Origin of the sequence: Pseudoalteromonas sp. SG41-2 (genome assembly GCF_014164535.1) — a bacterium.
Taxonomy (GTDB): domain Bacteria; phylum Pseudomonadota; class Gammaproteobacteria; order Enterobacterales; family Alteromonadaceae; genus Pseudoalteromonas; species Pseudoalteromonas rhizosphaerae.
The window spans coordinates 20,161-37,146 of record NZ_JACJFK010000018.1 but is presented as its reverse complement, the minus strand read 5'-3'; the positions used below and the strand labels follow the sequence as shown (position 1 = coordinate 37,146).

The 16,986-nt window shown below is 41.1% G+C and carries 11 protein-coding genes; 3 read left to right on the top strand and 8 right to left on the bottom strand.

The genetic code is table 11. The features are described 5' to 3' along the window. Nucleotides 1-110: 110 nt before the first annotated feature. A complete protein-coding gene (locus tag H5186_RS14905; RefSeq protein ID WP_182794625.1) occupies nucleotides 111-1,349 on the bottom strand; it encodes an SO_0444 family Cu/Zn efflux transporter in 1,239 nt (412 codons plus the stop codon). Then, nucleotides 1,333-1,746 carry a Zn(2+)-responsive transcriptional regulator gene (gene zntR, locus H5186_RS14900; protein ID WP_149981289.1) on the bottom strand — a complete coding sequence of 138 codons (414 nt, stop codon included), beginning with the start codon at nucleotides 1,744-1,746 and terminating at the stop codon, nucleotides 1,333-1,335. The genes H5186_RS14905 and zntR overlap by 17 nt, the downstream gene beginning before the upstream one ends. 102 nt (nucleotides 1,747-1,848) lie before the next feature. On the opposite strand from zntR, the gene H5186_RS14895 reads away from it, so the two are divergent. Then, nucleotides 1,849-2,793 (top strand): D-2-hydroxyacid dehydrogenase, encoded by a 945-nt coding sequence (locus H5186_RS14895; protein ID WP_182794624.1) that lies wholly within the window; start codon nucleotides 1,849-1,851, stop codon nucleotides 2,791-2,793. Nucleotides 2,794-2,955: 162 nt separating this feature from the next. Next, nucleotides 2,956-3,336: a DUF3192 domain-containing protein gene (locus H5186_RS14890; protein WP_149981291.1), complete on the top strand. Its 381-nt coding sequence runs from the start codon at nucleotides 2,956-2,958 to the stop codon at nucleotides 3,334-3,336. A 66-nt stretch (nucleotides 3,337-3,402) separates the two neighbouring features. On the opposite strand, the gene H5186_RS14885 is transcribed toward H5186_RS14890, so the two are convergent. The 3 genes from H5186_RS14885 to H5186_RS14875 all read right to left on the bottom strand — a co-directional run bounded on the left by H5186_RS14885 (nucleotide 3,403) and on the right by H5186_RS14875 (nucleotide 9,535). Next, a complete protein-coding gene (locus H5186_RS14885) occupies nucleotides 3,403-4,317 on the bottom strand; it encodes a diguanylate cyclase (protein WP_182718474.1) in 915 nt (304 codons plus the stop codon). Beyond that, complete coding sequence (locus H5186_RS14880; protein WP_182794623.1) at nucleotides 4,286-8,071, bottom strand: PAS domain-containing hybrid sensor histidine kinase/response regulator; 3,786 nt, start codon at nucleotides 8,069-8,071, stop codon at nucleotides 4,286-4,288. Before H5186_RS14880 ends, H5186_RS14885 begins: the two co-directional genes overlap by 32 nt. A 66-nt stretch (nucleotides 8,072-8,137) precedes the next feature. Continuing rightward, nucleotides 8,138-9,535, bottom strand: coding sequence for a PhoH family protein (locus H5186_RS14875; RefSeq protein ID WP_182718476.1), 1,398 nt, complete (start codon nucleotides 9,533-9,535; stop codon nucleotides 8,138-8,140). 295 nt (nucleotides 9,536-9,830) lie between these two features. On the opposite strand from H5186_RS14875, the gene rapA reads away from it, so the two are divergent. Continuing rightward, complete coding sequence (gene rapA, locus H5186_RS14870) at nucleotides 9,831-12,725, top strand: RNA polymerase-associated protein RapA (RefSeq protein ID WP_182739959.1); 2,895 nt, start codon at nucleotides 9,831-9,833, stop codon at nucleotides 12,723-12,725. 960 nt (nucleotides 12,726-13,685) lie between these two features. On the opposite strand, the gene H5186_RS14865 is transcribed toward rapA, so the two are convergent. From H5186_RS14865 to lpdA, 3 genes are all read right to left on the bottom strand, one after another. After that, the gene (locus tag H5186_RS14865) at nucleotides 13,686-14,132 is read right to left on the bottom strand and encodes an REP-associated tyrosine transposase (RefSeq protein ID WP_182794622.1); all 447 of its coding nucleotides are present in this window, start codon (nucleotides 14,130-14,132) and stop codon (nucleotides 13,686-13,688) included. Nucleotides 14,133-14,328: 196 nt separating this feature from the next. Further along, nucleotides 14,329-15,018 carry a tRNA-uridine aminocarboxypropyltransferase gene (locus tag H5186_RS14860; RefSeq protein ID WP_182718479.1) on the bottom strand — a complete coding sequence of 230 codons (690 nt, stop codon included), beginning with the start codon at nucleotides 15,016-15,018 and terminating at the stop codon, nucleotides 14,329-14,331. A 349-nt stretch (nucleotides 15,019-15,367) separates the two neighbouring features. Continuing rightward, complete coding sequence (lpdA, locus tag H5186_RS14855; RefSeq protein WP_145235220.1) at nucleotides 15,368-16,795, bottom strand: dihydrolipoyl dehydrogenase; 1,428 nt, start codon at nucleotides 16,793-16,795, stop codon at nucleotides 15,368-15,370. Between the last annotated feature and the right edge of the window lie 191 nt (nucleotides 16,796-16,986).

Sequence of the window (16,986 nt, the reverse complement as noted above, 5' to 3'; positions counted from 1 at the left end):
ATATTCTATGGGCGATTATAACTCAGACAACCTAAAATGCGAACTAAGTCATTAATTTGGTCCATTGTTTATATTTTATAACCGCTAAAAATCTATTTAATAACATTCAATTATGCAATGCTCTTACCAGTACTACGGTATTTACTAAGCGCTCCTTTAAGAACTAAACGCACCATTAACAGCGCTAAAATAGTACCACAGAGAAGGGTTAGCCAATGTGGTAGCACTTGATGTTCTTCACCTAATAATGGTGTAACAACAAAGCCAAATTCTGCCACTAAATAATCGGTTAAAAAGCCAAATATTAAAGCAACGCCTATTACACCAACTAAATAAGCAACCACTGCACGTTTACCAAGCTCATTGGCAACCACGCCAAGCGTCGCGACATTAGTGGCAGGACCTGCCAACATAAAGACTAAAACAGCGCCAGGTGCTACGCCACTTAATAACAAACCAGCTGCAATCGGCGTTGATGCGGTCGCGCAGATATACATGGGAATACTAATCACGATCACCACCAGCATAGCCAAAATACCACTGCCCCATTGGCTTAAAAATGACTCTGGCACATAAGTTTGCACTAAGGCTGCAAAGAACAAACCAATCATTAACCATTTCATAGTGTCTGATAGTAATTTATTACAGCTAAAACTCACAGCCTGTTTCATCTTTTGCCATTGGCTGGCTGGTACTGCGCTTGATGAATCGCAACAGCTAGTCTTCTCTTCGACCGCTGCTGGTTTCGTTGAGCAACAACTTGCCTTCTCTTCAGCCGCTGCTAATTTCGTTGAGCAGCAACTTGCCTTCTCTTCGACCACTGCTGATTTTGTTGAGCAGCAACTTGCCTTCTCTTCAGCCACTGCTGATTTTGTTGAACAACAACTTGTTGTAGCTGCTCGCTTTTGCTCATTATTAACTTCACTAGAGTGATCTGTAGTTTGCGTTTTTTCAGCATCACGCCCCACTAAGACACCTGCGACAATAGCACTACAAATCGCCGCTATTGGACGAATTATTGCCATAAAAGGACCGAGTAGCACATACGATACCGACACCGAATCAACCCCAGTTTCTGGCGTCGATACTAAAAACGCAGTGGTAGCACTTTTTGAAGCGCCTGCACGTCTTAAACCAATTGCAGCGGGTATTACACCGCACGAACACAACGGCATTGGCGCACCAATTAAAGCAGCTTTAACAGTGGTCCAAAAACCTTCTTTACCTAAATGTTTATTTAAAAAATTTGCCGGTAAATACACATTTAATAACCCGGCAATGAGTAAACCAAGCATTAACCAAGGGGCAGATAATAAAAATAACTGCCAAAAATTATTGAGTAAGTCCATCGATGTCCTCCAAAGTGGTTAATATTGAACAGTTATCTGCGGGCTCTTGTCCGCCACAGCACTTATCAGCTAACACGGATAATGATTGATGAAAACGTGTTAATTCAGCAATGCGCTCTGCGACTAAGTCACGCTTTTGTATTGTTAGGTTTTTAACTTCATGGCAAGAATGCTGATGTTTTTTAAATTTAATTTGCAGCAACTCCTTGATCTCTGCCAAGCTAAAGCCAACATTTTTAGCACGTAAAATAAACTTCATTTGCTTTAATGCAGCTTCACCATAATCGCGATAACCGGCCCCGGTTCGACTTGATGGCGTTAACAAATTATGTTTTTCATAGTATCTTAGGGTATCTGTAGAGACACCTAACTGATTAGCAAATTCACCTATTTTCATCTGTGTCTCCAATGAGTGTATTATCAACTGATGCCAAGTATAAACCTTAGAGTACACACCAAGGTCAAGCATTAAAATTATTTTATTTAATAAGGAAAGCGCATGAATATTACCCTTCTCGATACTGCCACATTAGCAGGCACATCACTTGAGCCTTTTCAAACACTTGGCAATTTCACTAGTTATTCACTAACCAGTCCAGCACAAGTATTAGCGCACAGTGCAGGCGCTGATGTATTGATCACCAATAAAGTGGTACTTAATCGCGAAACACTGGCAAAACTTCCTGAATTAAAGCTCATATGTGTAGCCGCAACTGGCACTAACAATGTTGATTTAGTCGCCGCTAAAGAGTTTGGCATTGCCGTTACCAATGTGGCCGGGTATTCAACACCTTCGGTTGTACAACATACCTTTGCACTGATCACAAATTTACTGGGTAATACTCACCGCTACATTGCTGATTGCCAACAAGGGTTATGGCAACAAAGTGAGATGTTCTGCCGCCTTGATTACCGTTTTAATGATATTGGAGGTAAAACTCTGGCAATTATCGGTTATGGTTCGCTTGGTAAAGCTGTTGCGGATGTTGCACGTGCTTTTGGTGCCAATGTAGTTATCAGTGAGCGTAAAAACCAAGTAACTAGAGAGGGCCGAACAGAATTTTACCAAGCAATAAAAACAGCTGATATTATTAGTGTACACTGCCCTTTAACCGATGAAAGTCGTGATCTGATTGGTGCTGCTGAACTTGCTATGATGAAACCCAATGCCATTTTAATTAACACCGCGCGCGGTGGTATCGTTAATGAAGCTGATTTAGCCAACGCACTGAGCAATAACCAAATTGCAGGAGCGGGATTTGACGTATTAAGTAAAGAACCAGCTGCGAAGGATAATCCATTGGCCGCTTATCGTGGTGATAATTTAATTCTGACTCCACATATTGCATGGGCCAGTGAAGAGTCAATCATTCGCTTAGTAAAGCAAGTCAGCTTAAATATTAGCGCATTTAGCCAAGGTGAAAGCTTAAATAGACTGGTCTAATCAACTAACTTTTAGTTAGTTACGCTATACAAGGTGGTTAAATGTAATTTACCGCCTTACAAAAAAACCTAATATATTGATTTTAAATAATATAAAATATTGGCCAGTTCTTTGCTAACTAATAGACAAATTAAAATCAATATTTAGTATCAGGATAAAATAATGAAAAAAGTACTTTTAATTGCCGCGCTTACAGCCCCTCTTCTTACTGGTTGTGTAATTGCAGTATCCGATGGTGAAGCAGAAACGCATTGGGCTGGTAATAGTTCAAGCTGGGAAGAACATCATCAATTTAATCGTGAAAGCATCTCGGGGCTCACTTTAGATACCAGCTATCAAAATGTATTAAATAAATTAAAAACTCCCGACTTTACAGAATTATTAAAAAAAGACGGTGATGTATACCAAGTACTATTTTATGCCACCCATAGTATTCACTCTGACGGAAAAATGACAAAAGATGAATGTACTCCACTGGTCTTTAAAAACGAGAAACTGATTGGTGTGGGTGATAGTATTTATAATTCACTTAGCGCCATTTAGACACAAAACTAAAGCAGTAAAGAGTGGAGCATATTCACTCTTTATTTGCTGTAATAACTGACTTTACTAACTTGCGTCAATAACTCGAGCGATAATTTTATCGCGGCCACTATCTTTAGCTTGATATAAACCTAAATCGGCTTCTTCAAGTAATATATGCTCAGCATAAACTTGACCAAACTCAGTTGTAGCAACCCCAATACTTATCGTAATGTGAGCGGCATTGAGTGATGCTTTATGCGGGATAGCAAGCGCATTAACAGCATCTCTGAGTTTATTAGCAAATTCCAATGCCTCGTACTGGTTGGTGTCGGGTAATACTGCAGCAAATTCTTCACCGCCGTAGCGCGCAACAAAGTCAGTACCTCGCTCACACGCTGCAACTAATGCATGTGCCACACGTTTAAGGCAGTCATCCCCGGCACGGTGGCCATAACAATCGTTATAACGCTTAAAGTGGTCTATATCTATTAATAGCACCGATAACGGTGTACCAGCTCGACGGCTGCGACGCCATTCTCGCGATAAGCTTTCATCTAAATAACGCCGATTAGGTATTTCTGTCAGCCCATCAATTGAGGCGAGCATTTCTAACAAATCATTTTTTTGCTTGATCAATAATTGATTACGCACTCGTGCACGTACTATTGCGGGACTAAATGGCTTAGCAATATAGTCCATTGCGCCTAATTCAAACCCTTTCGCTTCATCATCATGGCTTGTATTAGCTGAAATAAAGATAACTGGAATAGCGTGCGTAGTTGAATTTTCTTTTAACTGAATTAACACCTCATAGCCATTAATGCCGGGCATTACTATATCGAGGATAATTAAGTCAACCGCCGTTGATTTAACAAATGTAAGGGCTTTTTCACCACTTTCAACTAAAAATATTTCGTGATCATTCGCTAATGTTTTTTCCAACACTAATCGATTTAATGGGTCGTCATCAACGATCAGTATTTTGGCTTTCTTCAACATTTACTGAGCCTTGTATTTGAATGTATCTATTTACTTGTACTAATTCGAACTCTAACTGACTCAGGGATATTTGCCCTACGTCTGGTGTCTTACGTAGTCTACTTTCTAATTGCTGAGCGGTAGCACTTAGGCGATTAAAGCCAAGGTTTCCTGACACACCTTTAATACTATGCACTAATCGTTCCAACGCTTTTGTTTGCATCGGCACTTTTAATTGCTGCAGATGGCTTACACACAACTTAGCAAGTTTACCCAACATTACCTGTAGTAAATCATTATGGCCCGAGAATTGTTCTAATGCAAAAGAATGATTATAAAAAACAGCGCCAGTAATTCTCAGCTCATTTATCGCCGCTAATAACGTCGCTGCAACTACTGGTTTTGTTAAATGTTTATTCATACCCACTGCAAGTGAGCGTTGCTCGTCAGCTGCTTCACAATGCGCAGTTAGCGCAAAAATAGGTAATTGCTGTTGATCATAACGTTGTCGCAATAAAGCGGTTGCTTGCAACCCATCGACTTCTGGCATTTGAATATCCATTAAGATCAGATCAGGCATGACTTGTGCAACCAAATCTATCCCTGCCATCGCCGAATTTGCCGTCATTACATTAATATGTGCTTTGCTTAAGATATTACTAACAATATCTAAATTAAGCTGATTATCATCAATAACTAACACTAGTAAGCCCGCAACGTTGAGTTTACTCTCTGCCGCTGTCAGATTTACATCAGGGCGTTTAGATACCGGCTCAACTTGCTGTATTCGTTGCACTAATGCAGAATTTTTCACACTGCACATTTGCATACCTTTAAGAGTTGGCAGCGGAGTATTTGGATCATTTTTAACAACATAAAGCTGCGTGTTATTACTCATCAATGCTGTTTTTATATTGTCTCGCGTTATAACTCTCGGTAGATCAACGTCATTAATGATGATCCGCTGATAATCTGCTAATACAGCGTGGTCTGTTAATTCAGCTAACTCAGAAAATTCTAGCGGTTTTAATGGCGCTAATGCGGCAGGTAAATTAATTCCCCGCTCAGAATGAATCACTAAAGTATTGTGCCAGTCGATAGGGTCGATTTGAGCGGCAACATTAAAGGTTATAGTAAAGAAAAACTGACTACCTTGGCCTTTATTACTGACAACTTTAATTTCAGCTCCCATTAATGCCAATTCGTGTTTGACTATAGCGAGCCCTAGACCAACACCTTGATGGGTGCGAGTGAGTGATTCGTCGCCTTGCGTAAATGCGTCAAATAATCGACTCTGATCAGCTTTATCAATACCGATCCCGGTGTCAATCACTTTAAAACACAGGGTTTGTTTTGTTGGCGTCAATTCAACGGCTGTTATTTTCAAAGTGATACTGCCATGTTCAGTAAATTTCACGGCATTGGTGAGTAAATTACCGAGCACTTGCTGTAAGCGAATGTAATCGCCGACTAACTGCGGAGCAATTAGCGAATCAATATCGATATTAAAAGCCAAATCTTTTTGCTGGCAGAGCCCTATTAATACACTCTCGCAGCTGTCAACAAGTGCAACTACAGCAAAATCAACTAAGTCTAATTGCACTTGGTTATTTTCGATTCGCGCAAAATCAAGCATTCGATTAAGCATGGTTAATAAACTTTGCGCAGCATTTTTTGCTTGAACTGCATGCTGTTGCTGCTGCGCTGTTAAGCCTTGCTGAGTTACCATATCAATAAGGCCTGTCACAGCATGCAGTGGCGTGCGTATTTCATGGCTTAAGTTAGCAATAAACCGACTTTTGGCCTCGGTTGCCCGCTCGGCATCTTGTTTGGCCTGAGTCAATGCACTGACATCTTGAATATGAATAACATAATAGTAAGGTGCTTGTTGCTCATCCCATACTAAAGAGACGCTCAGCTGCCACCAGCAATTTAGCTCTTCTTGTCCTAAAGTAAGGTGGTAAACTTTCTTTTTCTCACTCAGCAATAAAGCTAAAAGCGTTGCTATTTCTTGCCACTGTTGCTGTGGAAATAAATCCACTAATAATAAATCCTGCTCAGTTTTATCAATCTTAAAAATCTTTCGCGCAGTTCGATTAAGTTGTAATACGGTCTGTTCAAGTGAAAGTAAAATCACTCCATTAGCAGCATACTCTATGGCGCTGCGAAACTTAGACTCTGACGCTTTTAATGCCAAAAGAGCTTGTTGTTGAGCAGTTATATCCCGGCCAATCCCCATTGAACCTAGTAACTGATTTTGATCGTTATAAAATGGCGCGATGGTTAATTGAAATGTTTGCTGCTGGGTTTCAAGACGTTGCTCAGCTTTAGTTTTGGTTGTTAAAACTTGTTGCTCTAATTCGCTGATCTGACCATTATCATCACTAATATCACATAACTGTAAGCCAACTAACTGCTCTTGCTCAAGACCTATGTATTGTTCATAAGCACGATTGCATCCTAAGAATGAGCCATCAATGTTTTTAAAATAAATAAGATCTGGCACACTATTGAGCATAGTATTCAATAATGCTAAGTGGCGTTCTTTAGCCTCATAACTGCGCGCGAGTTCACGGGTCTTTATTTTTACTTGGTCATCAAGTTCACTATTTGCCTGCTGCAATGAGTTTACCAACTGCTGATTTTTGTTAAGCACCCACTTAATTCGGCTAAACCACGGCTGCCAGTTTGCTGGTATATGGTAATTTGAATAATCTTTATAGTGCTCCTCATTTTGTTCAAGATACGCCATTAAATATGTCATGGGTTTCACAAAAATACGCTGGCTTAACCATAACAAGGTACTGAACATAATCACTAAAAACATACTCAAAAAAGTAAGTTCAATTAATACATCAGTTACAATCGGTGAGGCTAATTCATCATGCGATGCAAAATAACCCGCATAAATTGGTAGCTGCTTTTGCGCTTGTAAAAGAGTGAGATTACCCTGATTATCTAATTCAGCTAATGGCGCTTTAGCTGAAGGCCAATACTCCGCTAATGGTGTGTCTTCTTCAATATCATAAAGTGAGCTGATAATGACGTGCTGTGCACTATTTAAAAATATATATTCGCCACTGCGCGGCGATATTTTTTTTAGCCATTGCGATACTGCCGATAAGTCATAAATCAAAATAATATAATCTTCACTGCCCTGCTCACGCGCACGCCCTATTGATAAGTAGTTTTTACCAGCAATTTTGATAACGGCACTAGAACTTAGTGAATCACCTGAAAATACAGGACGAAGTTGACCATCAAGTAATTGGGTTAACATTAAGCTATCGCAGTCATGGCGACGCTTGATATAAGCAAAACCCTGTTCGTTAACGTAAGCGACCGCAGCCAAAGATTGAACTAACGATAATGTCGTATTAAAGGCAGGTCCCATCGCAATGACTTGTTGCCATTGTGCAATTGCATTAGGGGAGGAAGAAAATTTACCCTGGCCGACAATTTCACCACCTCCATTGGGAATTTCCCGGTAGTAGTAACTGTCTTGCTGATTAATATCTTCAAGCCATTGTTGATCAAATCGATAAGAAATGGGTTGTTCATATTGGGCAAATAAAGTACTAACCAAGTCGTCTGTCGCATTCATTAAAAACGCAACTTGCGCCGCTACATTAGCAAAATCAGCTTCGCGTTTAGCTACGGCGCGATCTAATTTAATATTATATAAGTGTAAACATAATAGAAAAGCCACCAGCAGCGGCACAATAAGTGCCACAGCCAGTGAACGATAGTAATGTTTTAAAGGTAGAAAATTCAATCTACAATCCGATGCTTGGCGCTAAATTTGTCAACAAGGTTAGCGAGCCAAGTGGGACTGCGCAAGTTATAAATTTTCTTCCGCAAACGATGCTAAACGGCTTCTCACCACACCATTTAAGTTAACCGTGGCGCTGCCTTCAAAATCTTTGAAGCGCTCCACAATATAAGTTAAACCAGAAGTAACTGGAGTTAAGTAGTTACTATCTATTTGCGCAAGGTTACCAGAGCAAATTAACTTAGTACCTTCACCACAACGGGTAATAATAGTTTTCAGCTGTGAGGCAGTAAGGTTTTGGCTTTCATCTAAAATGACCACGGCATTTTGAATGCTGCGACCACGCATAAAGTTAACTGATTTAAACTGTATGTTGGCCTTTTCCATAATATAGTTACGGCTTGAAATAGGGTTTTCGTCACCTTTGTGTAATACCTCTAAGGTATCGGTGATCGCAGCTAACCATGGTGCCATTTTTTCCTCTTCGGTACCTGGTAAAAAACCGATCGACTCAGCAATTTCAGGAGTATTTCGGGTGACAATTACCTTATCGTAAATACCTTTTTCAACCACCATTTCCAAAGCACAGGCAAGCGCTAGTAATGTTTTTCCGCATCCTGCAGGACCTGTTAAAATAACTAATTCAATACCGGTATCGAGTAACGCATCCATTGCCATGCCTTGATAAATATTTTTTGGCTTTACTCCCCATGCCGACTGATGCATTAAACGCTCAACACCGATATCTTTGAGCATAATATGCTGCTCATCATAAGATTTGACTCGTGCGGCAAACTGACCGCTGTCATCAAGTAAATATTCATTGCAAAATACATCGGGGATCAAACTTTTTGCCACTTTATGAAACGCATCACGACCATGTTGCTCGGTTTCACATTCGCCCACATGCTGCCAAAAATCGCCAGCAATTTTTTTATAACCACTGGAGAGCAAAGCAATATCATCAATCAGCTGATCGGTACGATAATCTTCAACAAATTTAAGCCCTGCGCCTTTGGCCTTTAAACGCATATTAATATCTTTGGTAACTAACACCACTTTGCTATTAGGATGTTGTTTTTGTAGGTGCACGGCACAATTGATAATACGGTGGTCATTTTCGTTGCCAGGTAAACCTGAGATAGAATCGACAAATAAATGATCATTAACAATAATAAGTGTGCCAGCCGAAGACGCTTTGGCCTTTTTATTACTAGGTAGAGCGACGCCTTTGAGCATTTGTTCTGGTGTGGCATCTTTGAGCACTTCATCCAAACCACGAATGGCCACACGGGCATCACGGCTGACATCATGCTTACGATCTTTTATATGATCCAGTTCCTCTAAAACTGTCATGGGAATTACAACATCATGTTCTTGGAATGATAAATACGCGAGGGGTTCGTGAAGCAATACATTGGTATCTAGCACATACATTTTACTATCAAGGTTCGAAGCTTTTTCCATAGCACTTTCCTTACGTTTTATGATTTTTATGCTATACCCAACTAATCAAGTAAAACGGGTTGAATGTTCACCCTGAAAAACTTAATTGCTTGGTATATTCTAAGTTTAGCTTAGATGTCATAAAAGTCTGTTTTATGACAAACCTTTTTTTGTTTTGAATTAATCCTTATTGCAGCAACTTTAATAGGAATAATTCACAGTTATTAAATTAATTAAAAGTCAGCTGGTTCGCACCTTGCAGTGGTGTTAGCTAACAGGTAACATAGCCGCCTTTTTCTTCATAGACGAGACATACATGAATTTTTCCTTAGGTCAGCGTTGGATCAGTGATACAGAGTCAGATTTAGGATTAGGCACAGTGGTTGCCCTTGAGGGCCGTCAGGTCAGCATTTTATTTCCCGCCAGTGGCGAAAACCGTGTTTACTCAATGTTAGAAGCACCGGTTACCCGCGTGGCATTTAATCCTGGTGATGTGATCAAAAGCGTTGAAGAATGGGAACTTGAAGTCGAGTCAATTGAACCTATCGGTGATTTACTTTGTTATCACGGCACTCGTATTGATAACGGTGAAAAAGCACAATTAAAAGAAACGTTTTTAGATCACTTCATCAAATTTAATAAACCACAAGATCGCTTATTTGCCGGCCAAGTTGACCGCTTTGATCGCTATACATTGCGCTATCAAACATGGCAACACCAGTTTGAACGCCAACAATCACCTATTAAGGGTTTGATTGGCCAGCGCGCAAGCTTAATTCCGCATCAGCTTTATATTGCACAAGAGGTCGGTAAACGATTTGCTCCTCGAGTGTTATTGTCTGATGAAGTAGGCCTTGGTAAAACCATTGAAGCGGGGATGATTTTACATCAACAAATTATCAGTGGTCGCGCAAGCCGAGTGCTCATCGTAGTGCCGGAGAACTTACAGCATCAGTGGTTAGTTGAAATGCTGCGCCGCTTTAATTTACACTTTTCAATTTTTGATGAAGAGCGTTGCGATGAAGCCTTTGCCGACTCACCAAATGTATTCGACACTGAACAGTTAGTACTAACTAGCCTTGAGTTTTTAACCAAGAAAAAACGCTGGTTTGAACAAGCAACAATGGCTGATTGGGATTTACTGATTGTTGATGAAGCGCATCATTTAAGTATTACCAACGGTAAACCAAGCACTGAATATCAACGTATGGCTGAGCTTAGCCAAGATATTCCAGGGCTAATACTATTAACGGCAACACCGGATCAACTTGGTCACCGCAGCCACTTTGCGCGCCTACAGTTACTCGATCCTGATCGCTTTTATGACTACGATGCCTTTGTTGCTGAAGAAAGTAACTATAAGCATGTGGCAGAGGCTGCAAATCAGTTACTGCAACAGCAAGCGCTAGACGACAGCGCCAAAGCCACGCTAATTGAGCTATTAAAAGAAACCGATATCACAACGGTGCTTGAACAAGCACAAAATGGCGACGCAGCTGCCCGTAAAGAAATTTTGGCGATGTTATTAGATCGCCATGGCACAGGCCGTATTTTATTTAGAAATAGCCGTAGCGGCATTGACGGCTACCCTAGTCGCAAACTACACGCCTACCCGATGGCGATGCCGAAACAATATAAAACGGCAATTTCAGTATTGGGCAATATGAGCGGCATTAAAAATGCAGAGCTGAGCGCGCAACGCGCCCTATTCCCTGAAAAAATATTCCAAGAGTTTGAAGGCGAAAGCGCTAGCTGGGGACAATTTGATCCTCGAGTAGAATGGTTGATCGACACCCTAAAAACCCTTAAACGCGAAAAAGTCCTGCTTATTTGTGCTAAAGCCGAAACAGCAATCAGCCTTGAGCAAATCCTGCGTGAACGCGAAGCGATTAAAGCCTCTGTGTTCCACGAAGGCATGACAATTATTGAGCGTGACCGCGCCGCCGCGTTTTTTGCTGACGAGTACGACAACGCACAAATATTGCTGTGCTCTGAGATTGGCTCTGAGGGTCGTAACTTCCAGTTTGCTCATCACTTAGTGTTATTTGATTTACCACTGAACCCTGACTTACTTGAGCAGCGTATTGGTCGCCTCGACCGTATTGGTCAAACTCAAGATATCAACATTCATGTGCCGTACTTTGAAAGCAGCGCACAAGAAGTATTACTGCGTTGGTATAACGAAGGCTTAGATGCCTTTGAAACCACCTCAAGCACCGGACAACTTTTGTATAAAGAGTTTAAAGATGAGCTACTTGAGTTTATTGCCGCCCATAACTGTGATGAAGACGAGCTAGAGCCATTACTAGAGCAAGTAGCCGGTCAAAACGCAGTGCTGCGTAAACAAATGGAAAGCGGCCGTGACCGTTTGCTTGAGTTACACTCATCGGGCCAAGGTGCAGCAGACTCGCTGGTTGTTGATATTGAAAAACTAGACAACCAATTTGAACTACCAAGTTATATGATCAACGTGTTTGATACCTTTGGCGTTAGCCAAGAAGACAAAGGTGAAAATACTATTATCTTAAAGCCAACTGAGCATATGCTAAATCCGTCATTCCCAAGTTTAAAAGACGACGGCATGACAGTCACATTTGACCGTGACACTGCACTTGCACAAGAAGATGTGCATTTCATCAGCTGGGATCACCCTATGGTGCAAGGCACCTTAGACATGATCTGTGATGATGACTTTGGTACTGCGTCAGTCGCATTACTTAAAAACAAAAAATTACCACCAGGTACCTTTTTTGTTGAGCTAATTTACGTAGCAGCAGCCATGGCACCAAAAGCGCTGCAAGTTGGCCGCTTTTTACCGCCGACGCCGATTCGTATTTTGCTAGATAAAGCCAGCAACAACTTAGCTGATAACGTCGGCTTTGATGGCTTTAATCAGCAGCTTTCTGCGGTAGGCCGTCAAACAGCCAGTAAACTAGCTGGCGCATTACAAAGTGCGATTCACCCAATGCTTAAAACCGCCCAAGAAATGGCGCAAACTAAGTTAGAAGTCATTCGCACTGCGGCGCTTGAGCAAATGCAACAATCGCTCAGTGAAGAGCAGGCGCGTTTAGCGGCGCTGAAACAGATCAACCCTAATATCCGTGAAGAAGAACTTACCTTCTACGATAAGCAACGCACAGAGCTGACAAGTTATATCGGCAAAGCACAGTTGCAGTTAGATGCCATTCGCTTAATTGTGGTATCACATTGATTTGGGAGCTGAGCTTTAAGTTATAAGCGGTAAGTTTTAAGTTTAAAAAAGCGCGGTGTATTAAGTTACAGCGCGCTTTTTTATTACATGTTACGCTGAAAACCCACGCCAACAAGATATTGCCTATTCGTTGCAGCGATTTTACATCGCGACAAAGGTTGTTTCGAGGCTGAATTTTATCCCGTATTTACACTTTACATTTGCGCGGGGTAAACCCGCGCCTACAAGATATTACAAATTTGTAGCAGCGATTTTATATCGCGACAGGAGTTGTTTCGCGGCTGAATTTTATCCCGTATTTACATTTTGCATTTACGCGGGGTAAACCACCCACGCCTACGTATTGGTAGCTGCGAGTTTACCTCGCGATAAAGCCCATTATTTACCACTGAGGGCACAGAGGCGCTTCGCGCTACACAGAGAAACCAAAGTAAAAAATCACTTATTTCTTCTCTGTGTTCTCGGTGGTGAATTAATCACTGAACGAACTTTAATCTAATTGCGAGGGGTAAACCCGCGCCTACGAGATATTGCCCATTCGTAGCAGCGATTTCATATCGCGACATGGATTGTTCCGCAGCTGAGCTTTATAACGTTCTTACATTTTTCATTTGCGCGGGGTAAACCCGCGCCTACGAGATATTGCACATTCGTAGCAGCGATTTTACATCGCGACATGGGTTGTTCCACGGCTGAATTTTATCCCGTATTTACATTTTGCATTTGCGCGGGGTAAACCCGCGCCTACGAGATATTGCCCATTCGTAGCAGCGAGTTTACCTCGCGATAAAGCCCATTATTTACCACTGAGGGCACAAAGGCGCTTCGCGCTACACAGAGAAACCAAAGTAAAAAATCACTTATTTCTTCTCTGTGTTCTCGGTGGTGAATTAATCACTGAACGAACTTTAATCTAATTGCGCAGGGTAAACCCGCGCCTACATCACCAAAATGCTAGACTCATACATAAACACAATCCCAGTATGGATAATCAGCAACATTTTTAACCAAACCAGCTCTTAGTGGATTCGCGATTATATAACGCGCATTTTTAACTAAATCATCTTCATCTCGAATTAAATGATCGTAATACCCTTTTTGCCATAATTTATAAATACCGAATTCACAGCAAGCGGCTGCAGTTCGTCCTTTAAAGCAACGGATTATTTGTGGTAAGGGGCTGTTAATGAGCAACTGAAATTGCCAATGGATATGATTTGGCATAATAATAAACGCATTAGATTTGAGGTATTCTTGTACTTCTAATAATTGCATTTGTTTTATAATGTGACGATTAAAATCCAAGTTTACAAAGTAGTTGCTGCGATTATGTGTAACGAGGGTAATAGCATAAAAGTGATGTGGTAAAGAAACCCGCCCTTTTCTTAGATTTTGTGATTTATACATCTACCAATCCTTGTAGGTAAAGTATAAAAATAGCTCATAGCTTGAATGTTGTTAAATTTTTTGTCGCACATTTGCGCGGGGTAAACCCGCGCCTACGAGATATCACAAAGTCGTAGCAGCGATTTTACATCGCGACAGAAGCAACATAGTTTTATCCAGCATCTAAATTATATATTTGCGCGGGATAAACTAAAACCTACGTCGGCCTGCCTTTATTGCGCTTTCCTAACAAATACGCGTCGCGAAACTTCATAAAATGCTGTTCAAGCTTAGTTGCTGCATCAGACTCCCCTGCCAGTGCTAACACCATAATGGCCACTTCAGCAGTGCCAAGTTGGTGAGCATGCGGGGCAACCCGTAAGCGATAGTCAGACAGTTTTTCAGCGGTGATCGACAGCACGGGTAAATTATCGAGATAAGGGCTTTTGCGGATCATTTTTTTCGCTTCACGCCATGTGCCATCTAAAAAGATAAACAAGGGACGTTTATTAGGCTGGTGTTGTACATCAGTAATAACGCGTGCAGTATCTTCAACATCTGTAGCAGGAAAGATCACCATAGGTTGATATTGCGGGTCATTTAATAAGGCTAATAGTTTATCGTCAGGATCAGTCCTGTCCCAACGAAAAGCATGATTATCAGGAATAATTTCAGCAATTAATCGCCCTGTATTAGAGGGTTTAAAACTCTCGTTGTGATACATAAGTAAGCATACCGCCGCCTGACTATCAGCCTGCTCCACACCGTCACAAATACAGTAATGTTTCGCGATTAAGCATCGCTCACAGCGATCCATTTTACCGCCACGAGCATTAAACTCACGGCGAGATTCACTAATTTGCTGGGCACGCAAAGTAAGTACTGAATTAGAAGAGCGTTTATTCACGTGGTTTATTACCTAAAATAGTACCTAAATTTGTTCGGCGGATATTATAACACATTTGCGCAGGGTAAACCCACGCCTACGTATTGGTAGCAGCGAGTTTACCTCGCGATAAAGCCCATTATTTACCACTGAGGGCACAAAGGCGCTTCGCGCTACACAGAGAAACCAAATTAAAAAATCACTTATTTCTTCTCTGTGTTCTCGGTGGTGAATTAATCACTAAACGAACTTTAATCTAATTGCGCGGGGTAAACCCGCGCCTACAAGGTATTACGTATTACACACCCGCGCCTATAAAACAAAAAACCCAAGCCGTGGCTTGGGTTTTTAAACAATTAACTAAAAGAACTTACTTCTTCTTTTTAACTGCTTTTTTGTTTGGTAAATCAGTGATTGAACCTTCAAATATTTCAGCTGCAAGACCGATTGATTCGTTCAATGTTGGATGAGCATGAATAGTTAATGCTAAATCTTCACCGTCAGCGCCCATTTCGATACCTAGACCGATTTCGCCCAGCATTTCACCTGCGTTAATACCAATCATAGCACCACCGATAATACGGCCACTTTCTTTATCAAAGATCAGTTTAGTAGAACCTTCAGTACGAGAAGATGCAATTGCACGACCTGATGCAGCCCATGGGAATACAGCTGTTTCAATGCTTAAGCCTTGCTCTTTTGCTTCTTTCTCAGTTACGCCAACCCAAGCGATTTCTGGATCAGTATAGGCAATTGAAGGAATACATTTCGGATCAAAGTAATGTTTTTGACCTGAGATAACTTCAGCTGCAACGTGACCTTCATGAACCGCTTTGTGCGCAAGCATAGGTTGGCCAACTAAGTCACCAATCGCGAAGATGTGGTCAACGTTAGTTTTAAGTTGCTTATCAACATTAATGAAGCCACGCTCATCAACATTAACACCCGCTTTGTCAGCATCTAATAAGTTACCGTTTGGTGTACGACCAACAGCAACTAATACTTTGTCATAACGTACTGGTTCAGCTGGTGCGTTTTTACCTTCAAATGTAACGTATAAGCCATCATCTTTCGCTTCTACGCCAACAACTTTAGTTGATAGCATAACGTTAAATTTATCACTTACGTATTTTTGGTAAATCTTGATGATGTCTTTATCAGCAGCTGGTACTAGTTGGTCAGCAAATTCAACTACGTCGATTGCAGAACCTAGTGCGCGATACACAGTACCCATTTCAAGACCGATAATACCACCACCTAATACTAATAGCTTTTCAGGGATGTCTTTAAGCTCTAGTGCACCGGTTGAATCAATTACGCGGTCATCTTCAGGAATGAAAGGTAAGTTTACAGGTTTAGAACCAGCAGCAATGATAGCGTTATCAAAAGTAATTGTTGTTTTACCGTCAGCGCCTTCAACATCAAGCGTGTTGCTACCTGTGAATTTACCGTAACCGTAAACCACTTTAACTTTACGCATTTTAGCCATGCCGTCTAGGCCACCAGTAAGTTGGCTAACAACTGACTCTTTCCACGAACGAATTTTATCTAAATCAATTTGTGGTGCGCCAAAAGTAACACCATGAGATGACATTTCTGCTGCATCATCAATTACTTTAGCTACGTGTAAAAGTGCTTTCGAAGGAATACAACCAACATTAAGACATACACCGCCTAATGTGTCGCGAGATTCTACTACTGTTACTTCTAAGCCCAAGTCAGCAGCACGGAAAGCCGCAGAATAACCACCAGGACCACCGCCTAGTACAACAACTTGAGTTTTTAATTCGTTGCTCATGCTTTTACCTTAATTGTTTGAACGGGACACTGCCCTAAAGTTTAACTGCCATGTTTCTGCAAGGCAGAAAGGGAGAGCAGATCAAAAATTTATGCAAAATATACAAATATTGTATCATTGCAAATGGTAAAAATCCCAGCAAAAAACAACTGGCTGGGATTTGATTCTATTTATTTCGCTACATGCAGCAA

Coding starts and splice junctions, on each gene's coding strand:
- zntR (WP_149981289.1), bottom strand. CDS start 1,746: ATGAAAATAGGTGAATTTGCTAATCAGTTAGGTGTCTCTACAGATACC.
- H5186_RS14890 (WP_149981291.1), top strand. CDS start 2,956: ATGAAAAAAGTACTTTTAATTGCCGCGCTTACAGCCCCTCTTCTTACT.
- H5186_RS14875 (WP_182718476.1), bottom strand. CDS start 9,535: ATGGAAAAAGCTTCGAACCTTGATAGTAAAATGTATGTGCTAGATACC.
- H5186_RS14895 (WP_182794624.1), top strand. CDS start 1,849: ATGAATATTACCCTTCTCGATACTGCCACATTAGCAGGCACATCACTT.
- H5186_RS14885 (WP_182718474.1), bottom strand. CDS start 4,317: ATGTTGAAGAAAGCCAAAATACTGATCGTTGATGACGACCCATTAAAT.
- rapA (WP_182739959.1), top strand. CDS start 9,831: ATGAATTTTTCCTTAGGTCAGCGTTGGATCAGTGATACAGAGTCAGAT.
- lpdA (WP_145235220.1), bottom strand. CDS start 16,795: ATGAGCAACGAATTAAAAACTCAAGTTGTTGTACTAGGCGGTGGTCCT.
- H5186_RS14865 (WP_182794622.1), bottom strand. CDS start 14,132: ATGTATAAATCACAAAATCTAAGAAAAGGGCGGGTTTCTTTACCACAT.
- H5186_RS14905 (WP_182794625.1), bottom strand. CDS start 1,349: ATGGACTTACTCAATAATTTTTGGCAGTTATTTTTATTATCTGCCCCT.